This is a genomic window from Mycobacterium sp. (assembly GCF_040509115.1).
GTDB lineage: Bacteria > Actinomycetota > Actinomycetes > Mycobacteriales > Mycobacteriaceae > Mycobacterium.
In genome coordinates this window covers 1-21,167 of record NZ_JBEVLO010000084.1, presented here as the reverse complement: position 1 = coordinate 21,167, position 21,167 = coordinate 1, and the positions used below count along the sequence as shown (strand labels likewise).

Below are 21,167 nucleotides of genomic sequence, written 5' to 3'. Positions count from 1 at the left end.
CAGGAGGTCCGTGACCACACCGACGGCCGCGGCGTCGACGTGGTGGTCGACCCCGTCGGCGGCGAGGCGTTCGACGACGCGATCCGGGTGCTCGCGACCGAGGGGCGGCTGCTGGTGTTGGGGTTCGCGTCGGGTGGCGGCATCCCGTCGGTCAAGGTGAACCGGCTGCTGTTGCGCAACGTCAGCGTCGTCGGAGTTGGATTGGGCGAGTTCATCAATCGCACGCCAGGCGCGCAGGTCGAGATCGGCGAGGGGCTCGGCAAGCTCGTCGAGGCGGGGCTGCGGCCACCGCCACCCGTGCGCTACCCACTGTCGGAGGGGCGGGCGGCGCTGGAGAGCCTGGCCAGTGGCGGCGTCAAGGGCAAGGTCGTGTTGGAGCCGTGAGGACGCCGAAGGCGTTGGCGTTCGACGTGTTCGGCACCGTCGTCAACTGGCGCGGCAGCATCATCGGCGAGCTGGAGATGTTCGGCGAGACCCACGGGGTCGCCGAGGATTGGCCGACGTTCGCCGACGACTGGCGGGCCGGGTACGCGCCCGCGATGGACAGGGTGCGCCGCGGCGAACTGCCATGGCTGAAGATCGATGCGCTGCACCGCCTCATCCTCGACGAGCTTCTGGACAAGGCGGGGATCGGAAACCTGCCCGACGCCGACGTGACCGCGCTCAACCTCGCGTGGCATCGCCTGGACCCGTGGCCCGACACGGTCGAGGGGCTCACCCGGCTCAAGCGGGACTTCGTCATCACGACGTTGTCGAACGGGAACCTGTCGCTACTGACGAACATGGCCAAGCGGGCCGGACTGCCATGGGACTGCGTGATCTCCGCCGAGCTGTTCCACCACTACAAGCCCGACCCCGAGGCGTACCTGGGCTGCGCCGAACTGCTCGACGTCGCACCTGCCGACCTGATGCTGGTCGCGGCCCACCCCAGCGATCTGCGAGCCGCGCGTGGGGCGGGGCTGATGACGGCGTACGTCGCGCGGCCGCTGGAACGCGGTCCGGGCCGGGCGCTGCCGACGGTGGCCGACGGCGAGTTCGACGTCGTGGCCGACGACTTCTGTGATCTTGCTGTCAGACTGGGGGCATGAACACCGTCGAGACCGTGCTGGTGGCGGTGGTGATCGCCGTCGGCCTGGTCGGCATCTTGGTGCCACTGCTGCCGGGAACGATCCTCGTGCTCGGGGCCATTGCGGTCTGGGCGTTCGTCGAGCGGACGACGTTGGCGTGGGTGGTCTTGGGTGTCGTCACCGTGCTGCTGGGGGCGACCTTGCTGGTCAAGTACATGTGGCCGGTGAAGCGGATGCGGAGCGCCGACGTCGGCACCTGGAGCCTGCTGGCGGGCGGGGTGCTCGGCGTCGTCGGGTTCTTCGTGGTGCCGATCGTCGGGCTCGTCATCGGGTTCGTGCTCGGTGTCTACCTGGCCGAGCTGGCGCTGCGGAAGAACAACCGGCTGGCCTGGGCCTCGACGGTGCATGCGATCAAGGGCGTGGCGTTGTCCGTCGGCGTCGAGATGGTGGGCGCGCTGCTCGCCACGATGGTGTGGGTCGCCGGAGTGTTGTTGAGCTGAGCGTCTCCCCAAGAGACATGGCACGGCTGCCGCCCCGGCGGTGCGCGAGTTGCGACGGAAGTGCATGATCGACTCGTGTCCGAAACCAAGATCACCGTCATCTACGACAACCCCACCGACCCCGACGCCTTCGAGGCGGCCTACGAGGCCGAGCAACTCGAAGCCGCCCGCAAGATCCCCGGCCAAATCCGCTTCGAGACGTCAAAGGTATGGCCCAAGGAGGACGGCTCGCCGACACCTGCCTACCGGATGATCGACTGGTACTTCACGGACTACGACGCCGCCAGCGCCGCCGTCACCACGGCGGAGTTCGGTGCCTTCGTCCAGGCGTTGGGCCAGCTCGCCACCGGCGGCGTCCGCATCCTGTTCTCCGACGTCGAGGTGCCGCAGGAGCGCTGACGCGCCGATGTCGACGTGGATCGGCTGGCTCGAATTCGACCTGCTGCTAGGGGACGTCCATTCGCTGAAGCAGAAGCGTTCGGTGGTGCGTCCCCTGGTGGCCGAACTGCGGCGTCGGCTCGAGGTCTCGGCGGCCGAGACCGATTCCCTGGACCTGCACCGGCGGGCCGGGGTCGGGATGGCGGTGGTCGCGGCCGACCGGGCGCACGTCGTCGACGTACTCGACACGGCTGAGCGGTTGGTCGCCGCGCGACCGGAGTTTCAGCTGCTCTCGGTCAAGCGGCGGCTGCATCACAGCGACGACGAGTGACCGCCCGCTACGTTCGCAGATACTCGCGCATCCGCGTCACCTGATCATCCGTCACCCCGAGGGCGGCAAGGTACTGCGCGGCCGAGCCGAACTCCTCGTCGATCGTGCGGCGAGCGGCGTCGAGATACTCCTCTCGGACGCCGAGTACCTCGTCGGTCAGGCGCGCCTCGGCGAAGGTGACGATTTCCGGCGTCGTCGTCTCCTCCGCGCGGTTTCGGATCGATTCGAGGATCCGTTCCCGAAGGTGCGGCGACGCGGCATTGCTGCGCAGGAAGTCGGCGAGGATCGCGTCGCGCTCCACGCCGACCGTCTCGAGCACCAGCGCGACGGTGAAGCCGGTCCGGTCCTTGCCGGCGAAGCAATGCGCGATCACCGAACGCTCCTCGGCCAACAGCGAAACCACCTGCCGCACCGCGGTTTGCGCGCCAGGAAGCAACGGGAAGCGCTGGTACTCCTCGGTCATGAAGCGTGCTGCTGCCAGCGCTGTGTCCTCGCCGTCCGGCTTGCTGATCATCATCTTGTCGAACGCGCTCTCGTGCGGGGCGTCCGCTTGATCGGCGGCCAGCTCGTGGAACGGCAGCAGATGCACGGCCACGCCGTCCGGCACTTGTCCCGGCCCGCGCCGCTCGACCTCCCGCAGTGACCGCAGGTCGGCCACGTCGCCGATGCCCAACCCCGCCATTGCCGCGCGGCCTGCGTCGTCGAGCTTGCTCAGCTCACTGGACCTGAAGAGGCTGCCGGGCCGAATGCCGGTCTCCTCCGCGACATCCCGGAAGTTCCACGCCCCCGACAGCTCGTCGCCCGTCGACACCACTAGGTGGTCACCGCAGTACCCGAACGGCGGGACGCCGCCGTGTCCCTTGGGCGGCACGCCGCCGCTGCGAGCGCGCTCTTCTCCCGGCCCAGCTCGGCCCGCGCGATGCTGCGCATGTGCACCTCGTCCGGCCCATCGAACAGCCGCATCGCGCGGTGCCACCCGTACAGCCGCGCCAGCGGCGTGTCATCGCTGATCCCCGCGGCGCCGTGCACCTGAATGGCGCGGTCGATCACGTTGCACGCCATCTGCGGTGCCACGGCCTTGATCATCGCGACCTCGTTGCGGGCCTCCTTGTTGCCCTTCTGGTCGATGACCCACGCGGCCTTGAGACACAGCAGGCGGGCCTGGTCGATCTCGTTGCGGGACATGGCGACCTGTTGCTGCACCACGCCCTGGGCGGCCAACGGCTTGCCGAACGCGATGCGCGAGTTCACCCGGTCGACCATCAACGCCAACGCCCGCTCGGCCACCCCGATCGCGCGCATGCAGTGGTGAATGCGGCCCGGCCCGAGCCGCGCCTGCGCGATCGCGAATCCGCTGCCCTCCTCGTCGAGCAGATTCGACGCAGGCACCCGGACGTTGTCGAAGGTGATCTCGCAGTGCCCGTGCTGATCCTGCCACCCGAACACCGGCAGCGACCGCTCCACCGACACCCCCGGGGTGTCGATCGGCACCAGGATCATCGACTGCTGCTGATGGCTCGCCGCGTCGGGATTGGTGCGGCCCATCACGATGAGGAGCTTGCACCGCGGGTCGGCGGCGCCCGAGCTCCACCACTTGCGACCGTTGATGACGTAGTCGCCGCCGTCGCGCAGCATCGTCGTCTCGATGTTGCGGGCGTCGCTGGACGCGACCGCGGGCTCGGTCATCGCGAACGCACTGCGGATCTCGCCCTTCAACAACGGCTCCAGCCACTGCTTGCTCTGCTCGGGGGTGGCGAACAGGTGCAGGGTTTCCATGTTGCCGGTATCGGGGGCTGCGCAGTTCAACGCCTCGGGGGCAAGTTCCATGCTCCACCCGGACAGCTCGGCCAGCGGCGCGTACTCCACGTTGGTCAGCCCCGACTCCGACGGCAGGAAGAGGTTCCACAGCTCGCGGTCGCGCGCCAGTTTCTTCAGCTCCTCGACCACCGGGGGCACGGTGTGGTCATCGGGCCCCGCCTCGCGTCGGTAGCGTTCATAGGACTCCTCCGCGGGAAACACGAACTCCGTCATGAAGTCGGTGAGTCGCTGGTGGTAGTCCTGCCCTTTTGCCGACATCGCGAAGTCCATGACCGCCACGATATGACACCCGTCAGGCACTGAGGACCGTGACGTCTCCGGTCGCCCCGTCCACTTCGATCAACGTCCCGTTCGCCAGCCTCGCCGCCGCACCCCGCGCATTGACCACGCACGGCACCCCGAACTCACGGGCCACGATCGCCGCATGCGAGGTCGGCCCACCGAGCTCCGTCACGACGGCGGCGGCGTAGGCGAACGCGGGGGTGTAGCCGACGTCGGTGACCTTCGCGACGAGGATCTCGCCGGGCTGCAGGTCGTCGATCGTCTCGGGCCGCACCACCCGGACCACCCCGCGGGCCCGGCCCCCGGACACGCCGATGCCGTGCAGCATCTCGCCACCCCGCAGCGCCTCGGTCGGACCGGCCGCCGGTTGCCAGCGACCGCTGAACGCCTCCGGCGGCACCAGGTCCCGCAGCTTGCGCTGTTCGGTCCTGCGGCGCGCGACCACGGCCGCGACGTCGGGTGGTGGCCCGTCCAACTCGTCGACCAGGAGGTAGAACACGTCATCGGGTTCGGCGAGTTCGCCGGCGGCCACCATGCGGCGGCCGTACTCACGCAGCAGTCGCCGCAGCAGGAAGATGGCCCGCACCATGCGGTCCCGCCGGATCTCGCGCTCCCGGATCTGCCCTGCCGCCGCGGCGGCCACCCCGCGCGCCCACACCGGCACCGCGGTGGGGGCGGGCAGCGGCCGCGGCGGCGCGGCAAGCGCCTTGGCCACCATGCGGATCAGCAGGTCGGGATCGTCGGCGTAGGTGGGACACTGCATCTCGACCTCGCCGGGCCCACGATGCCCGATCAACGTCAACTCTCGCGTCAGCGCCTCGATGAACTGCGGCGCCTCCGCGGCGAGTGCCTCGGTGTCGATCTCGGAGGCGGTGAGTAGCTTCGCGGCGGCGGGCTCCTGTCGCGCGGCGGTCGCCAGGCGATGCACGGCGCCGAGGGACTGCGCGCTGACCAACTCGGCGCCCGCGGCGGGCAGCACGGACTTCCCGCAGATGATCCGCAGGATCACGCCGTATGCGGTCAGGATCAGAATCGACGCCGAGGCCAGCACCCAGCCGTGCACCACGTGATCGCGGCCAAGCAGGATCAGCTCCCGCAGCCGCTGGTCGTCCAGCGTTGCGGGGTTCTCCGACGAGACCTCGAGACGTTGGACGTCGCGCACGTAGTCACGGGTGTCCGCTCCGGAACCCGCCGAAAGACCGAGAAGGTTGTTGGCGAACGTCGCGACCGCGCGGATCTGCTTGCCGATGCTGCGTGGTTCGACGGGCGGCAGCTCGTCGCCGAACAGCGGTAGCCCCTCGACGGTGTGCCCGAAGAAGCCCGAGATGATCATGTCCGGATCGATCAGCGGCACCGTCTGCGCCATGAAGTGCCCGGACGTGATGCCCGCGTACAGGCGATGCCCGAACACCCCCGTCGTGCGGACCGACATCTCGCGCTGGACCGCGCCGCCGGGCCGCAGCCGCCGCGCGATCACCAGGGCTGCGGCCCGCGTGCCCAGCACCGTGACCGACGCCGACGACGGCGAGAACGGACCTGGCAGCGCCTCGGACAGGTTGGTGGCCACGAAGGCGGGAAACCGTGGATCGATCGGGGTGTCGAACTCGCCGTTGGCATCGCCGATCCCGGCGGACTCCGGCACGACGCCATCGACGGTGGGAGCGTCGACGGCGGGGATCTCCAAGACCCGCGGAAGCCGCCACGGAATGGGGTGCACGACGCCGCCGATCGCGACGCGACCCCGGCAGGCCAGCGCGAAGTCCTGCACGCTCTGCGCAGCGTCGTAGGCCAGCGCGAAACCCCATTCGTCGCGGAGCCGCGAGCCATCGAGCGCCGGGAATTCGCCAAGCGCCCTTGCTGTTTGGAGAGCCGCGTGGGGTACGAACCGCGCCACGAGTTTCGGGACGGCGACGACGGGCCTACCGACCGCGGCCGCAATGGCCCGGACGGTGGTGTGACCGCCGGCGACGACGTCGACCCGGCCTTCCGGCACGTCCGGCTCGAGCACGGCTCGCACGACGACGCGCTCGACGTCGTGCGGGTGTACCACCTGCAGGTGACGATCGGCGGACCCGTCGACGTCGAGTGCTACCGGACCCGTCCCAAGGAGCAGCATCGGGCCGTCGACGTCGCGGCCAAGGACGAGGGCAGTCCTGACCTGAATCACGCGGATCTTCGACTCGGCGAGCAGGTTTCGCGCGATGTCCGGATCGGAGCCCAGCGGCGAGACCAACACCAGGCGGCCCACTCCCGCGCTGGTCGCCGCGTTCACCACCGCAGCGAGCGCGCCGACGTCGCCCGCGCAGTGCACGACAGCGTCGGCCCCTGCCATCGTGAACGCCATCTCATTGGACGCCGCGGCGGTGTCGGACAAGTCGGATATGACGAATTCGACCGCGCCCGGCCAACTGTCGGGGCGTGCGGCACCGACGCCGACCACGTGATGAGTGAGGCCGACGAGACGCCCGGCCACTGCGCGCCCGATGGCGCAGTCGGCCCCCGCGACGACGATCCTCATCGACGCCTATCCGTCATCGGACCGTGTCACCATCGTCCTCGCCGTCGTCCAGGCCATCGCCGAACGCCGCCAACAGATCCTGCAGGTCCATGTCGGCGATGTCCTGCGTGCGTGCGGGTTCGGCCGACGCATCCGAACCGTCCGCCCCGCCACCAGCGGCCAGGTTGAGCAGCATGTCGAGCACCCCCGCCTGCCGAAGCCGCTTGACGGGGATGGACGCCACCACCCGCTGCAATTCGTCGTCCACCGGGCTGGTCTCCTGCGCCGTTTCGGCCTCCCCGCCGAGCTGAGTGCGGAAGTACTCGGCGATGGCCGATGGGTTCGGATAGTCGAAGATCAGCGTCGGCGAAAGGGTCAGCCCGGTCGCGGCCTTCAGCCGGTTGCGCAGCTCGACTGCCGTCAGCGAGTCGAAGCCGTGATCCTGGAACGCCAGGTCCGGCGCGATCGACTGCGGGTTGGGCAGCCCAAGCACGGTGGCCATGTGCGAGCGCACCAGATCGAGCAAGAGGTCGTGCTGCTCGTCGGTCGGCAGGCCCGAAAGGCGTTGCGCGAGGGCGGACCGCGATTGGGCCGCTGCCAGTGAATCGCCGACCTGACGGCGAGCGGGCCCCGAGATCAGCTCGACGAACATCGGCGGCAGCGTGCCCGCCGTCGACTTCGTCCGCAGCGCGGCGCGGTCGATGCGCGCCGGCACCAGGAACGCCTCGTCGACGGTGAGCGCCGCGTCGAACAACGCCAACGCGTCGTCGACCGACAACGCCAGGATGCCGTCGCGGTTGAGCCGGGCGATGTCGACGTTCTGCAGGTGTCCCGTCATTCCGCTGGCCTGCTCCCACAACCCCCAACCCAGCGACATCGCGGGCAGGCCGTGCGCGCGCCGATGTGCGGCCAAGGCGTCGAGGTAGGCGTTGGCCGCGGAGTAGTTCGCCTGTCCCGATGCTCCGACCAGGCCCGCCATCGAGGAGAACATCACGAACGCCGAAAGATCGAGGTCCCTGGTCAATTCGTGTAGGTTCCACGCGGCGTCGACCTTGGCCCGCAGCACCGAGTCGACCCGATCCGGGGTCAGCGACGTGAGCACCGCGTCGTCGATGACGCCTGCGGTGTGGATGACCGCCGAAAGGGCGTGCTGGTGCTCGATTCCGGCGAGACCCTTGCCAAGGGCGTCACGGTCTGCGGCGTCGGCGGCGACCACCTGAACGTGGGCGCCCGCATCGGTCAACTCGGCGACCAACTCTGCGGCGCCGGGGGCGTCGGGTCCGCGACGGGACATCAGCACCAGATGCCGTACGTCGTGGTTCTTCACGATGTGACGGGCCACCGAGGCACCCGCCATGCCGGTGCCGCCGGTGATCAGCACCGTGCCGCTGGCCCATGCGTCCGGCATGGTCAGCACGACCTTGCCGATGTGCCTGGCCTGGCTCAGGTGCCGCAGCGCCGCCGGCGCCCGCCGCACGTCCCACGTCGAAACCGGAAGTGGCCGTAGAACTCCGGCGTTGCTCAGCGCCGAGACGCCCGCCAGCAGGTGCGCGACGCCGTCGGCTCCGGCCTCGAAGAGGTCGAAGGCGCGGTACCGCACACCCGGATGGTCGGCGGCCACGGTGGCGGCGTCGCGGATGTCGGTCTTGCCCATCTCGAGGAACGCCCCACCGCGGGGGAGCAGGCGCAGCGACGCGTCGACGAACTCGCCAGCCAACGAATCCAGCACGACGTCGACGCCGCGGCCACCCGTCGCCGCGAGGAACTTCCGCTCGAACTCGGTGGTGCGGGAATCGCCGATGTGATCATCGTCGAAGCCCATGGCCCGCAACGTGTCCCACTTGGGGCGGCTTGCGGTGGCGAACACCTCAAGACCCCAGTGCCTGGCCAGCTGCACTGCCGCCATGCCGACGCCGCCGGTGCCCGCATGGATCAGCACCGACTGGCCGGGCTGGACGTCGGCCAGCTCCCGCAGCGCGAAGTACGCCGTCGCAAACCCGACCGTGAAGCCGGCGCCCTGGGCGTAACCCCAGTCCGCGGGGATGGGAAGCACCACCCTCGCGTCGGTGGTCGCCGACGTGCCGGTGCCCTCGGGGAACAGACCCATCACCCGGTCGCCGACGGAAACGGCCGTCACGCCGGGTCCGACGTCGGCGACGACGCCCGCGGCCTCGATGCCCATCACGCCGCCGCCGGGATACAGTCCCAGTGCGATCATGACGTCGCGGAAGTTCGCGCCGATCGCCCGCACCGACACCCGGATTCGCCCCGCCGCCAGTGGCTCGTGGACGTCGGGGATCTCCTGCAGACTCAGGTCGTCGAACGTGCCCGCCGACGATTCCGACGGCGCCGTGAGGCGCCACTCTGCGTCACCGGGCGGCGGGGTCAGCACCGACTCCGCGGCGCGGCTGGGCACCACGCGCGCCATCTGCGTGACACCGTCCCTGATCACCAACTGCGGCTCCCCGAGCGCGATCAGCGCGGTGGGATCCAGGTCGGCGACCGAAGCGTCCGGGCCGAGGTCGACCAACACGACCCGGCCGGGGTGTTCGGTCTGGGCGGCACGCACCAGCCCCCACACCGCCGCACCAGCCAGATCGGTGACGTCCTCACCCGGCAGTGCCACCGCTCCGCGGGTGGTCACCACCAAGGTCGGTGGCCTGGTCGCATCCGACGGCGTCGTCAGCCATGACTGCAAGCGGGCCAGCGCGACGTGGGTGGCGCCATACACTCCCGAGACGTCCTCGGATTCGCCTGCGACCGGGGCTGATTCGAAGATCTCGAACTCAACGGGCTCGATCGCTGGTTCGGCGGCAGGGGCCGCTGACCACACCACCTCGAACAGCTCGCCACCGCCGGAACTGCCGACCGCGGCGGCCAACTGCTGGGCGGTCACCGGGCGGGCCACCATCGCCTCGACCGACAACACCGGCAGGCCGAGCCCATCGGCCAGGTCGATCGACATCGAGCTCGGACCGTTCGGGGCGATTCGCGCCCGCACGGCCGAGGCCCCCGACGCATGCAGCGACACCTTCTGCCAAGAGAACGGCAGCGCCATCTCGCCGTCGGCGTCGTCCCTGCTGAGCACCACGGCGTGCAGGGCACCGTCGAGCAGCGCGGGATGGACTCCGAAACCGTTGGCCTGCAGGCCCTGTGCCATTGCGACCTCGGCGAACACCTCGTCACCGCGCTGCCACACCTTGGTCAGCCCCTGGAACGCGGGTCCGTACTGGTAGCCGCGCGCGGACAACTGGGCGTAGGCGCCGACCGGTCCCTCGATGTCGACGGGCACAGCCCCGACCGGCGGCCACACCGACAGGTTCGCCCCCGCTGCCGACGAGGCGACGCCGAGTTCGCCCTCGGCGTGCAGGATCCAGGGCGCCGAATCCGTGGCGGCCTTCGAGAAGATCGACACCACCCGGGAACCCGCGTCGTCGGCGGCGCTCACCACCACCTGGACCGAAACTCCCTCGGGGGGAAGCACCATCGGGGCGTGCAGCATCAACTCGTCGACCGTCGCGCAACCCACCTCGTCGCCGGCCCGGATCGCCAGCTCCACGAAACCAGCGCCGGGGAACAGGACGACGCCGCCGACCGCGTGATCGGCCAGCCATGGTTGCGTCGCGACCGCCAACCGTCCCGTCAGCACCACGCCTCCGGTCTCGGGTGACTCGACGACGGCGCCTAGCAGGGCGTGATCCGTGCCGCCGAGGCCGAGCCCAACGGCGTTGGTGGCCGCCGAGCGACGGCCCGACAGCCAGAAGCGTCGTCTCTGAAAGGCGTAGGTCGGAAGGTCGAGAAGCGTTCCCCCCTGGCAGGTTTGACGCCAATCCACCTCGACGCCAGCCACGTTGAGTTCCGCGAGGGCGGTCAGCAGTGTCGCGGGCTCGAAGCGGTCCTTGCGGATCGTCGACGCCGTGACCGGCTCGGACTGCGCGATGGACTGTTCGATCGAGGCCGTCAACCCGCTCGCGGGCCCCAGCTCGAGGAAGCGGGTCACGCCGACGGACTCGAGGTAGCGCACGCTGTCGGCGAACCGCACTGCCTCACGGACGTGACGACCCCAGTACGGCGCGGACCCGAAGTCGGCGCCGGCCAGTTCGCCGGTGACGTTGGAGATCACCGGAATCGTCGGCTCACCCAACGACATGCCGCTGGCCACGGTGTTGAACTCGTTGAGCATCGGTTCCATGAGCGACGAGTGGAACGCGTGCGACACCGCGAGTTGGTGCACCCGGCGGCCCTGGGCGCGGGCGTCCTCGGCGATCGCGAGCACGGCATCCTCGGGCCCGGAGATCACGACGGACTCTGGCCCGTTGACGGCGGCCAGATCGACGTGGCTGCCCACGTCGGAGCTCAATAGCGCCCGAATGTCGTCCTCGCTCGCGTTGACGGCGACCATCGCGCCGCCCTCGGGTTGGCGCTGCATGAGCCTGCCCCTGGCAGCGACGAGCGCCGCGGCGTTCTCCAGGGACAGCACGCCTGCGACATGCGCCGCGGTGAGCTCGCCGATGGAGTGTCCAAGGACGAAGTCCGGTCGCATACCCCATGATTCGAGCAACCGAAACAGTGCGACCTCGACGGTGAACAGCGCGGGCTGTGCGTACTCCGTGGAGTCCAGCACTGCGGCGTTGCTGCCCCACATGACGTCGCGGATCGGACGCAACAGGTGGCGGTCCAACTCGGTGGTGACGGCGTCGAACGCCGCCGCGAACGCCGGGTACTCGGCGTGCAGTTCACGGCCCATCCCGAGCGTCTGCGCGCCTTGGCCGGGGAAGACGAAGGCCGCCTTGCCCGATCCGGTGGCCCGCCCGGTGATGGTGTTCTGGCCAGGCAGCTCGTCGGCCAGGCCCCTCAGTTCGGTCAGCAGGGCGTCGCGGTCGCCGCCGAGCAGCACGGCGCGGTGACCGAACGTCGACCGGCCACCCAGGGTCCAGCCGACGTCGACGACGTTCAGCTCGGGGTGGGCGCCGACGTGCTCGGCGATCCGGCGCGCCTGATCGCGAAGGGCCTCGGGCGATTTCGCGGACAGCGCCCACGGCACGACCGCGGGTGTCGGCGCCACGTCGATGGTCTCGACCGCTGCGGGCGCTTGCTCGATGATGACGTGGGCGTTGGTGCCGCTGATGCCGAACGACGAGATGCCCGCCCGGCGGGGCGTGCCGTTCGCGGGCCACGGCTGAGCCTCGGTGAGCAGCGCGATGGAGCCCATCGACCAGTCGACGTGCGGGGTGGGCTCGTCGACGTGCAGCGTCGCGGGCAGCTTCTCGTGTCGGATCGACTGGATCATCTTGATGATGCCCGCGACACCTGCCGCGGCCTGGCTGTGGCCCATGTTGGACTTGATGGAGCCGAGCCACAGAGGATGCTGCCGGTCCTGCCCGTAGGTCGCCAGCAGGGCCTGGGCCTCGATGGGATCGCCAAGGGTGGTGCCGGTGCCGTGTGCCTCCACGACGTCGACCTCCGACGGGCGCAGGCCTGCGTTGGAAAGTGCCGCACGCACCACCCGCTGCTGTGAAGGGCCGTTCGGGGCGGTCAGGCCGTTGGACGCACCGTCCTGGTTGATGGCCGACCCTCTGACCACGGCCAGCACGGGATGGCCAAGCCGTTTGGCGTCGGAGAGCCGCTCGACGACGAGAATGCCGCCGCCGTCGGCGAATCCGGTGCCGTCGGCGGCCCCGGCGAACGACTTGCACCGACCGTCCGACGACAGTCCACGCTGCCTGCTGAACTCCACGAAGATGTCCGGAGTCGCGTTGATCGTGACGCCACCGGCCAGCGCGAGGTCGCACTCACCGAGGCGCAGCGCCTGCACCGCCATGTGCAGGGCCACCAGTGACGACGAGCAGGCCGTGTCGATCGACACGGCGGGGCCTTCGAGCCCAAGCACATAGGACACCCGGCCCGACGCCACGCTCGAAGCCTGACCCGTCAGACGGAAGCCCTCGGCACCCTCGGCGTCGACGCCGTAACCCTGGGCGTAGATGCCCGCGTACACGCCGGTCGCGCTGCCACGGAGCTTGGCGGGGTCGAAACCGCCCCGCTCCAACGCTTCCCACGCCAGCTCGAGGAACAGTCGCTGCTGCGGATCCATGGCCAGCGCTTCGGTGGGGGATACGCTGAAGAAGGCCGGATCGAAGTCGGCCGCGTCGTAGAGGAATCCGCCGGTCTTGGCGTAGGACGTGCCGGGGGCGTCGGCGTCGTCGCTGAACAGGCCTGCCAGATCCCAGCCGCGGTCGGTCGGGAAGTCGGTGAGGACGTCGCGGCCGTCAGCCACCATGTCCCACAGGGACTCCGGTGAGTCCACGCCGCCGGGGTACCGGCATGACATGCCGACGATCGCGATCGGTTCGTCGATCTCCGACACCGTGCCTGCGACGTGATCGATCACCTGCGGCGCGCCCGCGAGTTCCTGGCGGATGTAGCCAGCTAGTGCGGCGGGAGTCGGGTAGTCGAAGATCAGCGTCGGTGAAAGCGAAAGGCCGGTCGCAGTTTTGAGCCGGTTGCGCAGCTCGACTGCGGTCAGTGAGTCGAACCCGTGGTCGGAGAACGCCAGCTCGGCCGTGATGGCCTCGGGTTCGACGGTGCCGAGGACGGTCGACATGTGCGAGCGGAGCAGGTCGAGAATCAGTGCCTGCTGCGCCTCTTCGGAAAGCCCGTGCAGGCGCTGCGCCAGAGCCGACTTCGACTTCGCCGCGACCAACGAGTCGTCGACCCGGCGCCGCGTGGAAGCGCTGGCCAACTGAGCGAACATCGGCGGCAGGAGGCCCGCGGCCGAGCGAGTCCGCAGCGCACCGCGGTCGATGCGGACGGGAGCCAACAGCGGTTCGCCCACGACGAGTGCCGAGTCGAACAACGCCATCGCGTCGTCGTTGGACAACGCGAGGATGCCGTCGCGACTCAACCTGGTGAGATCGGACTGACCGAGATGCCCGGTCATGTCGCTGGCCTGCTCCCACAGCCCCCATGCCAGCGAGGTGCCAGGCAGCCCGTTGGCGCGCCGGTGGGCGGCCAGCCCGTCGAGGAACGTGTTGGCCGCACCGTAGTTGGCCTGACCCGCCGAACCGACGACACCTGCCATCGACGAGAACATCACGAACGCAGCGACGTTCGCGTCGCGGGTGAGCTGGTGCAAGTTCCACGCCGCGTCGACCTTGGCGCGCAGGACGGTGTCGACGCGGTCGGGGGTCAGCGATCCGATGACGGCGTCGTCGAGCACGCCCGTCGCGTGGATCACCGCGGACAGCGGGTGCGCAGGGTCGATGCCAGCCAAGGCGGCCTGCAGGGCGGGTCGGTCGGCGGCGTCGGCGGTCACCACGTCGACGTGGGCGCCTGCCGCGGTCAACTCGGCAACGAGGTCCGCGGCGCCGGGCGCGTCCGCACCGCGACGGGACAGTAGAAGCAGGTGCTGCACTCCGTGATTCGCCACGATGTGACGGGCGACCGCGGAGCCGGCCATTCCGGTGCCACCGGCGAGCAGGACGGTGCCCTTGGCCCAGGCGTCGGGCATCGTCATGACGACCTTGCCGATGTGGCGGGCTTGGCTCAGATGCCGCAGCGCGGCGGGTGCTCGCCTGATGTCCCACGTCGTGACCGGCAGCGGGGTCAGCGCGCCCGACTCGAACATGCCCGACAGCTCGACGATGTACTCGCTCATCCGTGGGCGGCCGGGCTCGAACAGGTCGAAGGCCCGGTAGTACACGCCGGGGTGCGCGGCGGCCACGGTGTCGGCGTCGCGAATGTCGGTCTTGCCCATCTCCAAGAAGACGCCGCCGCGGGGCAACAGTCGCAGGGACGCGTCGACGAACTCGCCCGCCAGCGAGTCGAGCACGACGTCGAAGCCGCGGCCGCCCGTCACCGCCATGAACTTCTGCTCGAAGTCAAGGGTTCGTGAGTCGCCGATGTGGTCGTCGTCGAATCCCAATGCCCGCAACGTGTTCCACTTGGGCCTGCTGGCGGTGGTGAAGACCTCCATGCCCCAGTGCCTGGCCAACTGGATCGCGGCCAAGCCGACGCCACCGGTCGCCGCGTGGATCAGGATGGACTGACCCGGTTGCACCTTGGCCAGCTCGCGAAGGCCGTAGAACGCGGTGGTGAACACCACCAGCGTCGCGGCCGCCTCGGCGTCGGTCCAGCCGGTGGGGATCGGGGCGATGAGCCTGGCGTCGGCCTCGACCCTGGTGCCGGTGCCCTCCGGGAACAACCCCATCACGCGCTGACCGACGGTGAAGCCGGTCACGTCGGGGCCGATCTCGGTCACCACGCCTGCGCCCTCGCTACCGAGCAGCGCATCGTGGGTGAACATGCCAAGCGTGATCATCACGTCGCGGAAGTTGGCTGCTACCGCCCGCATCTCGACGCGGATGTGGCCGGGCCGCAGTGGCTGGTCGGAGTTCGGGACCTCTTGCAGGGCAAGGTTGTCGAACGTTCCGGACTCGGTGATGCCAAGCCGCCACGGCTTGCCGGAGGCGGGCGGTTTCAGCACCGAGTCGGTGCCGCGGCTGCGCACCACGCGGGCGGCGTGGTGGACGGCGTTGCGCAGGACCAGCTGTGGCTCACCGAAGGCGGTGAGGGTGGCGGCGTCGACGTCGGTGACGGGGGTATCGGAGTCGATCAGGACGATTCGTCCCGGCTGTTCGTTCTGAGCCGCCCGGACCAGACCCCAGACCGCGGAGCCTGCCAGGTCGGTGACGTCCTCGCCGGGCAGCGCCATGGCGCCCCGGGTGACGACCACCAGCGTCGGCCCCGACGGTTCGGCCAGCCACGACTGGACGGTGTCAAGCGCCCGATGGGTGGCGGTGTGCACACGCGCCACCAGATCCGCGGAATCGCTTGGTACGGGCTCGGATTCGAAGACGGTGACACCGTCGGACGGTGCCGCGCCGGTCTGCGGGGCGGCAAGCGGTGACCACTCGACCTCCAGGAGCTCGCCATCGGCGCCGGTCTGACCCGCCAGGCTGAGCTGCTCGGCGGAGATCGGGCGCGTCGACATCGAGCCCACCGTGAGCACCGGAAGGCCGAGGCCGTCGGCCAGGTCGATCGAGACGGAGTGCGGTCCCGTCGGCGCGATCCTGGCGCGCACCGACGACGCGCCTGCCGCGTGCAGCGAGACCCCCTGCCAGGAGAAGGGCAGCGCCAGGTCGTGATCGCCTGCGGCCACGGCGATGGCGTGCATGGAGGCGTCCAGGAGCACGGGGTGGACGCCGAATTCATCCGTGCTGACGCCCTGAGGGACGGTGACTTCGGCGAACACCTCGTCGCCACGTCGCCACATGGCGGTCAGGCCGCGGAACGCGGGGCCGTACTCGTATCCGCGGGCCGTCAGCTGGTCGTAGGCATCGGTCACGTCGACCGCCACCGCGCCCGCTGGCGGCCACGCCGAGAGATCCGCGCCGGGCGCGGCGGCCTCGGTCCCCACGACGGCCTCGGCGTGCAGCACCCAGGCCGACTCCTCGTCACCGGGCCGCGAGAACACCGACACCGAACGCGAACCCGAGGCCCGTCCGTCTTCGGTCGCTTCGCTCGCCCCGACGAGCACCCGGATCGGAACGCCCGACGGGGCGACGATCAGCGGCGCCTGCAGCGTCAACTCCTCGACCACCGGGCAGCCGACCTCGTCGCCCGCACGGATGACCAACTCGACGAATCCTGCGCCGGGGAACAGCACCGTGCCCGCGACCGCGTGGTCGGACAACCACGGCTGCGCCGAGGCGGACAGCCGGCCGGACAGGACCACCTGGCCCGACTCCGGCACCTCGATGACCGCGCCGAGCAGGGCGTGCGCGGCTCCCGCGAGCCCAAGCCCCGTCGCATCCGAGCTACCCGTACCGCCGCCGGACAGCCAGAAGCGCCGTCGCTCAAAGGCATACGTCGGCAGGTCGACCAGCTCGCCGGTACCGCACACGTTGCGCCAGTGCACCGCGATGCCTGCCGTGAACGCCTGTGCTGCCGACGTCAGGAACCGCGGCAGTCCGCCCTCGTCGCGGCCCAGGGTGGGCACGACGACGGGCTCCGTTGCCGTCGCATCGCGAACGGTGTCCTCGATTCCGGCGATGAGCGCCGGGTGCGGGCTGGCCTCGACGAAGGCCCGGAAACCGTGGCGGCACGCGGCCCGGACGGCGAGGTCGAACTGGACCGTCTGCCGGATGTTGCGGTACCAGTAGTCGGCGTCGAGTGTGGCGGTGTCGACGAGATCGCCTGTGACGGTGGAGAAGAACGCGGTCCGCGTGGAGCGCGGTGCGATGCCCGCGATGGCGTCCTGCAGCTTGCCGTCGATCGCCTCGACCTGAGCCGAGTGCGAGGCGTAATCGACCTCGATGCGACGGGCCCTGATCTCCAGCGCCTCGCACTGCCGAACCAGGGCGTCGAGCGCCGCCGACCCGCCGGACACGACGACCGCCGAGCGGCCGTTGACCACGGCGATGTCGAGACCGATCCCCGTCACTCCGCTCGCCCCGGCATCGGGCGTGATGTCCAAACCCGCCAACAGTTCTCGGGCGCGGTCGACGCTGCACGCCAACGAGACCATGCCCGCCGAGCCGGACAGCTCGACGAGCAGCTTGCTGCGCAACGCGACGACGCACGCGGCATCGCGCAGCGTCAGCGCCCCAGCCACGTAGGCGGCGGCGATCTCACCCTGCGAGTGGCCGATGACGGCATCCGGCGCAACGCCCACCGAACGCCACAGCTCCGCCAGCGACACCATCACCGCGAACAGCGCGGGCTGAACGACGTCGACCCGGTCCAAGCCGGGAGCGCCTGGCGCGCCGTTGAGGACGTCGATCAACGACCAGTCCACGAACTCGGCGAGCGCCTCGGCGCATGCCGTCATCTGATCGGCGAAAACCTTTGAGGCGGACATCAATTCGATACCCATGCCCAGCCACTGACTGCCCTGGCCTGGGAAGACGAACGCGACCTTGCCCGCGGGGGCGGCGGCTCCGCTGACGACGCGTGGGCCGGGGGCGTCGCTCGTCAGCTCGGCGAGCCCGGCGATGAGCTCGTCGCGGTCGGCGCCCAGGACCACGGCGCGGTGCTCGAACACCGAGCGACCCGCCAACGTCCACGCAATGTCGCGGCTGGTCAGATCCGGATGCGTGCCGACGTGCTTTGCCACCCTGGCGGCCTGCGCCTGCAATGCCGCCGCCGACTTCGCCGAGAGCACCCACGGCAGCAGGGTCGGGGCCTTGGTCGGGGCCTTGGTTGGGACCTTCGTCGGCTCGGTCGTCTCGGACCCGACCGGTGGCGCCGACTCGACGATCACGTGCGCATTGGTGCCGCTGATGCCGAACGACGAGATGCCTGCCCGTCGTGGCGTGTCCTCGGCAGGCCACGGCTGGGGCTCGGTCAGCAGCGACACCGCACCCGTCGTCCAGTCGACGTGCGGGCTTGGGGCGTCGACGTGCAGCGTCGCAGGCAGCTGCTCGTGACGCATCGACTCGATCATCTTGATGACTCCCGCGACGCCAGCCGCGGCCTGGGTGTGGCCCATGTTGGACTTGATCGAGCCCAGCCACAGCGGTCGGGTCCGGTCCTGCCCGTACGTGCCGAGCAGGGCCTGGGCCTCGATCGGATCCCCGAGGGGCGTGCCGGTGCCGTGGCCCTCGACGACGTCGACCTGCGCCGTCGTCAGGCCGGCGTTGGCCAGCGCCGCCCGGACGACGCGCTGCTGGGAAGGCCCGTTCGGAGCGGTCAGCCCGTTGGACGCGCCGTCCTGGTTGACCGCCGATCCGCGCACCACCGCGAGGACCGGGTGACCGAGCCGCTGCGCGTCCGACAGCCGCTCGACGGCCAGCACGCCACCGCCCTCGGCCCAGCCGACCCCGTCGGCAGCGCCCGCATACGGCTTGCACCGTCCGTCGGGCGCCAACCCGCGGTGCCTGCTGAACTCCACGAAGATGGTGGGCGTGGCGTTGACCGTGACGCCGCCCGCCAACGCCAGGTCGCATTCGCCGAGGCGCAGTGCCTGCACCGCCATGTGTAGCGCCACCAACGATGACGAGCACGCCGTGTCGATCGACACCGCGGGGCCCTCGAGGCCCAGCACGTAGGCCACCCGGCCCGACGTGACGCTGGAGGTCATGCCGGTCAGCCGGTAGCCCTCGATGCTGTCGGCGGCCATGCCGTACCCGCCCGCGATGACGCCCGCGAACACCCCCGTCGCGCTGCCACGCAGCGACGTCGGGTCCACCCCGGCGCGCTCCAACGCCTCCCACGACAGCTCCAGCAGCATGCGCTGCTGCGGATCCATCGCGAGGGCCTCGCTCGGGGCGATGCCGAAGAACCCTGCGTCGAAGTCGGCGACGTCCTCGACGAAGCCGCCCGACCTGGCATAGGACTTGCCCGGCGCATCCGGGTCGGGGTCGTACAGCGAGTCGACGTCCCAGCCGCGGTCGGCGGGAAGCTCCGTCACGACGTCGCGGCCGTCGGCCACCATGTTCCACAGGCCCTCCGGCGAGTCGATCCCACCGGGGAAGCGGCACGCCATGCCCACGACGGCGATCGGTTCGCCCGAGCGCTCCAACAGCGACCGGTTCTGATTCTTCAGCCGATCGATCTGGACGAGCGCCTTGCGGAGCGCCTCGGTGGCGGACTCGAGTTGACTGGCCATACGGTGTGAAACCCCTGTCTGGACCACTGCAAACGCAGCAACCCACGAGTATTCGGTAGAACGCGCCTGTTGGATGAGCCTAGGAGCTGTGGAGAGTCTCCACGAAACGGCGCCCGCTCATTGTGTTCTCCCGCCGCCGGAAGCCGTCAGCCGCCCGCCACGAATTTGCCAGAATCTGCGCCTAGCTGCGAGAACGCCACGAGGTTGGCAATGCGGCGAGGCAGAAGAATTCGTCGAGGATCCCTCGTCGTCGCCCACGCAATGCCGGGAACGAGCCCGATCCGTGTGCGAAGCTGACCGCGTGACCGGTGAGAAGGTTCGCGTCGTGGTGGGTGACGACCATCCGCTCTTCCGTGACGGAGTGGTCCGCGCCCTGAATTCGAGCGGCTCGGTGGACGTCGTCGCCGAGGCGGACGACGGCGTCTCGGCGCTGGCCCTGATCCGCGAGCATCTGCCGCAGGTAGCCCTCCTCGACTACCGCATGCCGGGCCTCGACGGTGCCCAGGTCGCCGCCGCCGTCCGCCGCGACGAACTGCCGACCCGGGTCCTGCTGATCTCGGCACACGACGAGTCGGCGATCGTCTACAGCGCGCTGCAGGAGGGTGCCGCTGGGTTCATCCCCAAGGAGTCCAGCCGCGCCGAGCTCGTCGACGCGGTGCTGACCTGTGCGAAGGGCCGCGACGTCGTCGCACCGATCCTGGCGGCCGGACTGGTCGGCGAGATTCAGCGCCGCAGCGACTCCGACACCCCCACCCTGAGCGCCAGGGAGCGCGAGGTGCTCGGCATGATCGCAGGCGGCAAGACCATCCCGGCGATGGCCAAGCAGATGTTCCTGGCGCCGTCCACGGTGAAGACGCACGTGCAGCGGCTCTACGAGAAGCTCGGCGTCGGGGATCGCGGTGCGGCCGTCGCCGAGGCGATGCGCCGAGGGCTGCTGGAATAGCGGTGCCCCGTCCCCAAGTCGCTGCGCTCCCGCCCCAGGGGCCCCGGCTGCCCCGGCGGATCGTCGACTACTTCTCCGCGGAGCCCGTCCGCGTCTCGGCGCTGCTGCGCCTGCCGCTCATCGCCTTGATGGGCTTCCTGGTCTGGCTCTGGGAGGTCGACAGCTGGTTGCCAGGGGTCTACGCGACGATCCTCGGGGCGTACGCCGTCGTGGCCGTGCTGTGGGCGGTCGTGGTGTTCCGTGGGCCGGTGCCGTCCTGGGGCGGCTGGGTGTCCACGGGCGTCGACGTGCTGGCCGTGGTGTCACTGTGCGTCGTGTCCGGCGGAGCGACCGCGGCGCTGCTGCCGGTGTTCTTCCTGGTGCCCCTGTCGGTGGCGTTCGGTGACCGCCCGGTCCTGACCGGTGTTCTTGGGGTGAGTACGGCGGCCTGCTATCTCGGGGCGTGGATCGTCTACTCCAAGCGCGACGACCACGTCGGCCTGCCCGACGTGGTGTACCTGCAGTTCGGCTTCCTGCTGTGGTTGGCGGCAGCCACCACGGCGCTGTGCGTGGTGCTCACCCGTCGCGCGGCCCGCGTCGCGGCGCTGCTGGACGTGCGCAGGCGGCTGGTCGCCGAGTCGATGCAGGCCGACGAACGCACCAATCGCGAGCTCGCCGAACACCTGCACGACGGTCCGCTGCAGACGCTGCTTGCCGCGCGGATGGAACTCGACGAGGTGCGCGAGCGCATCCCCGACCCCG

General features: G+C 70.1%; 10 protein-coding genes and 1 pseudogene. 7 read left to right on the top strand and 4 right to left on the bottom strand.

The window, feature by feature from the left end; translation table 11 throughout:
• From ABW137_RS07045 to ABW137_RS07025, 5 genes are all read left to right on the top strand, one after another.
• Nucleotides 1–384 (top strand): zinc-binding dehydrogenase (locus ABW137_RS07045; protein ID WP_526398283.1); only part of this gene is annotated, 384 nt, incomplete at its 5' end.
• Entirely contained in the window at nt 381–1,088 is a 708-nt protein-coding gene (locus ABW137_RS07040; protein WP_526398281.1) for a haloacid dehalogenase type II, read from the top strand. The genes ABW137_RS07045 and ABW137_RS07040, both read left to right, overlap by 4 nt.
• On the top strand, nt 1,085–1,567 hold the full coding sequence (locus ABW137_RS07035) for a DUF456 family protein (RefSeq protein WP_526398279.1): 483 nt from the start codon (nt 1,085–1,087) through the stop codon (nt 1,565–1,567). The genes ABW137_RS07040 and ABW137_RS07035 overlap by 4 nt, the downstream gene beginning before the upstream one ends.
• 75 nt (nt 1,568–1,642) lie before the next feature.
• Nucleotides 1,643–1,966 carry an EthD family reductase gene (locus ABW137_RS07030; protein ID WP_526398277.1) on the top strand — a complete coding sequence of 108 codons (324 nt, stop codon included), beginning with the start codon at nt 1,643–1,645 and terminating at the stop codon, nt 1,964–1,966.
• A gap of 7 nt (nt 1,967–1,973) precedes the next feature.
• Entirely contained in the window at nt 1,974–2,276 is a 303-nt protein-coding gene (locus ABW137_RS07025) for a DUF503 domain-containing protein (RefSeq protein ID WP_526398275.1), read from the top strand.
• 7 nt (nt 2,277–2,283) lie between these two features.
• Here the strand turns inward: ABW137_RS07025 and ABW137_RS07020 are convergent, their stop codons facing one another.
• From ABW137_RS07020 to ABW137_RS07005, 4 genes are read right to left on the bottom strand one after another with little or no spacing between them, the layout of a single operon-like run.
• Complete coding sequence (locus ABW137_RS07020; protein ID WP_526398287.1) at nt 2,284–3,090, bottom strand: tyrosine-protein phosphatase; 807 nt, start codon at nt 3,088–3,090, stop codon at nt 2,284–2,286.
• Nucleotides 3,090–4,352 (bottom strand): acyl-CoA dehydrogenase family protein, encoded by a 1,263-nt coding sequence (locus tag ABW137_RS07015; protein WP_526398285.1) that lies wholly within the window; start codon nt 4,350–4,352, stop codon nt 3,090–3,092. Before ABW137_RS07015 ends, ABW137_RS07020 begins: the two co-directional genes overlap by 1 nt.
• A gap of 34 nt (nt 4,353–4,386) precedes the next feature.
• Nucleotides 4,387–6,894: a PEP-utilizing enzyme gene (locus tag ABW137_RS07010; protein WP_526398273.1), complete on the bottom strand. Its 2,508-nt coding sequence runs from the start codon at nt 6,892–6,894 to the stop codon at nt 4,387–4,389.
• A 13-nt stretch (nt 6,895–6,907) separates the two neighbouring features.
• On the bottom strand, nt 6,908–19,483 hold the full coding sequence (locus ABW137_RS07005; protein WP_526398271.1) for a type I polyketide synthase: 12,576 nt from the start codon (nt 19,481–19,483) through the stop codon (nt 6,908–6,910).
• Nucleotides 19,484–19,784: 301 nt separating this feature from the next.
• On the opposite strand from ABW137_RS07005, the gene ABW137_RS07000 reads away from it, so the two are divergent.
• Nucleotides 19,785–20,426 (top strand): response regulator, encoded by a 642-nt coding sequence (locus ABW137_RS07000; RefSeq protein WP_526398269.1) that lies wholly within the window; start codon nt 19,785–19,787, stop codon nt 20,424–20,426.
• Between the two features lie 2 nt (nt 20,427–20,428).
• Nucleotides 20,429–21,167, top strand: a pseudogene (locus ABW137_RS06995) (sensor histidine kinase); the annotation flags it as partial.

What these genes read in the sequence shown, in the direction of transcription:
- ABW137_RS07035 (WP_526398279.1), top strand. Translation starts at nt 1,085, where the DNA reads ATGAACACCGTCGAGACCGTGCTGGTGGCGGTGGTGATCGCCGTCGGC.
- ABW137_RS07025 (WP_526398275.1), top strand. Translation starts at nt 1,974, where the DNA reads ATGTCGACGTGGATCGGCTGGCTCGAATTCGACCTGCTGCTAGGGGAC.
- ABW137_RS07015 (WP_526398285.1), bottom strand. Translation starts at nt 4,352, where the DNA reads ATGTCGGCAAAAGGGCAGGACTACCACCAGCGACTCACCGACTTCATG.
- ABW137_RS07010 (WP_526398273.1), bottom strand. Translation starts at nt 6,894, where the DNA reads ATGAGGATCGTCGTCGCGGGGGCCGACTGCGCCATCGGGCGCGCAGTG.
- ABW137_RS07005 (WP_526398271.1), bottom strand. Translation starts at nt 19,483, where the DNA reads ATGGCCAGTCAACTCGAGTCCGCCACCGAGGCGCTCCGCAAGGCGCTC.